At 62.7% G+C, this 4,589-nt stretch carries 4 protein-coding genes and 1 pseudogene; 1 reads left to right on the forward strand and 4 read right to left on the reverse strand.

The window, feature by feature from the left end:
• The 4 genes and pseudogenes from ENZ74_RS22655 to ENZ74_RS22670 all read right to left on the reverse strand — a co-directional run.
• Positions 1 to 315 (reverse strand): annotated as a pseudogene (locus ENZ74_RS22655) (alpha-ketoacid dehydrogenase subunit beta); the annotation flags it as partial.
• A complete protein-coding gene (locus ENZ74_RS22660) occupies positions 315 to 1,343 on the reverse strand; it encodes a thiamine pyrophosphate-dependent dehydrogenase E1 component subunit alpha (protein WP_063169131.1) in 1,029 nt (342 codons plus the stop codon). The pseudogene ENZ74_RS22655 and the gene ENZ74_RS22660, both read right to left, overlap by 1 nt.
• 2 nt (positions 1,344 to 1,345) lie before the next feature.
• Positions 1,346 to 2,674: an NAD(P)H-dependent oxidoreductase gene (locus tag ENZ74_RS22665; protein WP_024503031.1), complete on the reverse strand. Its 1,329-nt coding sequence runs from the start codon at positions 2,672 to 2,674 to the stop codon at positions 1,346 to 1,348.
• Positions 2,675 to 3,135: 461 nt separating this feature from the next.
• Positions 3,136 to 3,924 carry a 3-hydroxybutyrate dehydrogenase gene (locus ENZ74_RS22670; RefSeq protein WP_063169132.1) on the reverse strand — a complete coding sequence of 263 codons (789 nt, stop codon included), beginning with the start codon at positions 3,922 to 3,924 and terminating at the stop codon, positions 3,136 to 3,138.
• Positions 3,925 to 4,147: 223 nt separating this feature from the next.
• Here ENZ74_RS22670 and ENZ74_RS22675 point away from each other — a divergent pair.
• Positions 4,148 to 4,589, forward strand: a 442-nt coding sequence (locus tag ENZ74_RS22675) for an acetoacetate decarboxylase (protein WP_206522311.1), incomplete at its 3' end; no start/stop codon positions are given.

Here is a 4,589-nt window from a genome sequence, read left to right on the forward strand (position 1 = left end):
CATCTTGGCCGCCTGGTTGACAATCTGCTCCATGGCAAGCGTGGCGAAATCGGAAAACTGGAACTCGAAGATCGGCCGCATGCCGGTGAGCGCAGCCCCAACCGCAACGCCCGCGCCGCCCAGTTCCGAAATCGGCGTGTCGATGACGCGGTCAGCGCCGTAACGTTCGACCAGGTCGCCGGTGACCTGGAAGGCGCCGCCATAGACGCCGATATCCTCGCCCATCAGGAAAACGCGCTCGTCCATGTCCATGGCGATCGCCATGGCCTCCTGGATCGCCTGGGCGTAGCTCAGTTCACGCACCATCGCGTCCATCACGCCTGCTCCGTATACACGTAATTTCCCGTCTCGCTGATATCGGGCGATGGGCTCGCCTTGGCGAACTCGATGCCCTCGGCGATCTCTTGCGCCACGGCATCGCGAATGGCCTCGATGCCCTTGTCGTCGATGAAGCCGAATTCCCTGAGCTCGCTTTCGAACAGGGTGATCGGATCGCGGTTCGACATCCAGTCCTCGATCTCTTCCTTGGTGCGATAGCGGTTGCGGTCGCTCTTGGAATGGCCGCGATGGCGATAGGTCTTGGACTCGATCAGCGTCGGCCCCTCGCCGGCGCGGGCTCGGGCAACAGCCTGATGAGACGCCTCGGCGACCTCGGAGAAGATGTTGCCGTTGACGATGACGCCGGGCATCGAATAGGCGGCGGCGCGCTCGGCGATGTTCTTGACCGCGGTCGAGCGGGCTGTCGATGTCGACATGCCGTAGCCATTGTTCTCGCAGACGAAAATGACAGGCAGCTTCCAGACCGCCGCCATGTTTAGCGCCTCGTGGAAAGCGCCTTCATTGTTGGCGCCATCGCCGAAGAACGAGACCACGACCTTGCCGGTCTTCATCATCTTGGAGGACAATGCCGCCCCCACGGCGATCGGGATACCACCACCGACGATGCCATTGGCGCCGAGATTGCCCTTGCCGACATCGGCGATGTGCATCGAGCCGCCACGGCCCTTGCAGTAGCCTGTGGTCTTGCCGAAGAACTCGGCGAACATGCGCTTGACCTCGGCGCCCTTGGCAATGCAGTGGCCGTGACCGCGATGCGTCGAGGTGATCTGGTCATCCTCGGCAAGCGGCATGCAGATGCCCATGGCGCTGGCTTCCTGGCCGATCGACAAATGCATGGTGCCATGGATGAGGCCGCGCGTGTAGCACTCCTCCGCGCCCTCTTCGAAGCGGCGGATCAGGTACATCTTGTGGAGCACCTGCTTGAGCTGCTCGGCGCTGTACTGGCGGTAGACGAAGGGCAGATTGGCGCGACTGTCAGTGACGGCTTTGCTGGCTGTGGCCATGATCACGCTCCCACGGTCCCATAGACGAGCTTGTCCTGGCGAGCGCGCAGTTCGGCGATCTTGGAGCCCGCCGCGGGCGCTGCATTCGCGTAGGTTATGAGTTCGCCCTTCTTGATCGGCGCGGTGACCGAGCCGCCCTGCAGCAGGCCGCAGGGAATGGCCTTGGCGGCGCGCGCTTCAGGCGTCGTCATGATCCAGGCGCGGTAGCAATATTCGCCGATCGCATCGAGCTTCTCGCCGGGCTTCATGTCCTTCTTGGCCACGGCGGCCACTTCGGCCACCGGCTTGGCCAGCGGCACCATGTCGGCCTTGCCGTAGAGCACGACGCGCGCGCAGGTCAGCGGCACCTCGAGCGAGGTCAGGTGATAGGGACGATGGAAAGTGAAATACGGGCCTTTGCCCATCTTCAGATCTTCCATGCGCTCGGAGATGCGCGGATGCGACATGTCGGCAACGACGAAGACGCCGGGCGCGACACCCTTGCCGATCGAATAGTCGACGACGCCGACCTTCGACAGAACGCCGCCATCCTTCTGCGGCACCAGCACCTTGGACAGTTCGCCAAGCGTCGCCGCCGGGCCATGCATGCCAGCCTTGTCTGGAACCAGGCCGGTGGCATTGGCGATTGCCGCCATCTCGACCATGGTCTTGGAGCCGTCGACGAATTCGACCAGCATGCGGACATTCATGTGCCGGCGCTTGGCTTCCTCCTCATAGTCCGGGGGAATAGCGTCGATGTTGAGCGGATTGTTCTTGCCCTTGCCGGCGGCAACGATCGGGTGACCCATGGCCGAGACGAACTCGATCAGCTCCATGCAGGAGGACGGCTCATCGCCGGCGCCCAGTGAATAGGTGACGCCGAGCCGGTCGGCCTCGCTTTTCAGATAGGCGCCGATGGTGACGTCGGCCTCGACATTCATCATCACCAGATGCTTGCCATGCTCCATGGCGCGCAGCCCGATCTCGGCGCCAACGGCGGGAACCCCGGTGGCATCGATGACGACGTCGATCAGATCATTGTTGATGACAAGGTCGGCGTCGTTGGTGACCGCGACCTTGCCGGCTTCCATCGCCGACGTCATAGCCGAAGCATTCGACACTTCGCGCGCATGCCCGGTTTCCTGGAAAGCGATATCGACGGCCTTGCTGGCAGCCGGCAGGTTCAGTTCGGAAATGGCGCCGATCTCGATGCCCGACATATGGGCGACACGAGTGACGATGTCGGTTCCCATCTCGCCCGAGCCGATCAGGCCGATGCGGATAGGCTTGCCCGACTTTGCGCGTTCCTCGAGATCGCGGGCAAGACCCGTCAACGAAACATTGGAAGCCATACCGCTCGTTCCTCCCATAATGCAGGCTTGTTCGATTGCCTGACGGGTATTGAACATCTGTATTTCTGTCAAGACTAATGTCCATATTCCCGTGCTTTTTCGGACACTTTCACCGTAGTCCGGCGGGACGAGAAAGAGGCTGGGAAACCCGATGCCGCGCAGTCGCCGTCAGTGCGCGGATGGGCATCGGTTGGGATCGTTCAGCTCAGCCAACGGCGCAGCCTGTTGCGCTGCCGTGCAATAGGCCGGCACATGCGACTGGCGGCATCTTGGCCCTCGCGGGAAGTCCTGCTCAGTGCCCCGCGAAGCCTGCCGGAGGCGGGCAACCCGCCGCGTCGATCGCAAAATCATGGAAATGCACGACCACGCCATCCGCATCGATTAAGATCACGGCATAGCCGGGTGCTTTTCTGCCAGCGCCCAGCGGCACCAGCAGGCAAACGGAACGCTTGGATTACCCTCTACTGTGCCGTCCAGCCGCCATCCATCGGCAAGGTTGTGCCGGTGACCTGCCTGGCCGCGTCCGAACACAGGAACAGCGTCAGCGCGGCGAGCTCGTCGACGGTGACGAATTCCTTGGTCGGCTGGGCGGCGAGCAGCACATCGTGCTTGACCTGTTCCTCGGTCATGCCGCGCGCCTTCATCGTGTCGGGAATCTGCCTTTCGACCAGCGGCGTCCAGACATAGCCCGGCGCGATCGCATTGACGGTGACGCCGTCGAGCGCTGCTTCGAGCGCTACCGTCTTGGTGAGGCCCGCAATGCCGTGCTTGGCCGACACATAGGCCGACTTGAACGGCGAGGCGACCAGCGCATGCGCCGAGGCGGTGTTGATGATACGGCCCCATTTGCGCGTCTTCATGCCCGGCAGTGCCGCCTTGATGGCGTAGAACGCGGCGAGCAAATTGATGCGGATGATGGCTTCCCACTTGTCATCGGGAAACTCCTCGATCGGCGCGACATGCTGGATGCCGGCATTGTTGACCAGGATATCGAGACTGCCGAAGGCAGCCTCGGCCTCATGCACCATGGCGCTGACCGCCGCGCCATCCATCATGTTGGCACCGGAGTAGCGGCACTTGACGCCGAAATCCTTCTCGATGCCGGCGCGCTCGTGCTCGATGGCAGCCGCATCGCCAAGGCCGTTGATGGTGACATTGGCGCCTTCCACGGCAAAGGCGCGGGCGATGGCCAAGCCGATGCCGCTGGTCGAGCCGGTGACGAGGGCGTTCTTCGAAGACAGGAAACCCATGATGATCTCGCAAGAGGTGGGAGGGAACGAACGGGGCCGCCTTTGTGCGCCGCACCATGACAGTGCCATAGCCATATGTCGGTGCGATTACAGGGTTGAGACGGCCGTCGACAGGCCCCTTGGGCGGCTGTCAGGCGGCTGACACGGCACTGTCATGGTGCCGTGCAACATAATCCGGAGCGCATTCGCGCAGTCATTCCTGAACCAAAATGGGGCTACAGCCTTGCAGATCGCCGATGTCGTGAAGCGCGCCTATGCGATGCCGCTGACCAACCCCTCCTTTCCGCCCGGGCCGTACCGTTTCTTCAACCGCGAATACGTCATCATCACCTACCGCACGACGCGCGAGGCGCTAGAGGCTGTCGTGCCGGAGCCGCTGGAGATCGACGAGCCGCTGGTCAAATACGAATTCATCCGCATGCCTGACTCGACCGGTTTCGGCGACTACACCGAGACCGGCCAGGTCATCCCGGTGCGCTACAAGGGCCAGCACGGCGCCTACGTCCATTCGATGTATCTCGACGACGACGCGCCGATCGCCGGCGGCCGCGAACTGTGGGGCTTTCCCAAGAAGCTTGCCAATCCCAAGATCGTGCATGAAGGCGAGGTCATCGTCGGCACGCTGCACTATGGCAGCGTTCTGTGCGCCACCGGCACGATGGGCT

It is taken from the genome of Mesorhizobium sp. M7A.F.Ca.CA.002.15.2.1 (assembly GCF_003998715.1).
Lineage (GTDB): Bacteria > Pseudomonadota > Alphaproteobacteria > Rhizobiales > Rhizobiaceae > Mesorhizobium > Mesorhizobium ciceri.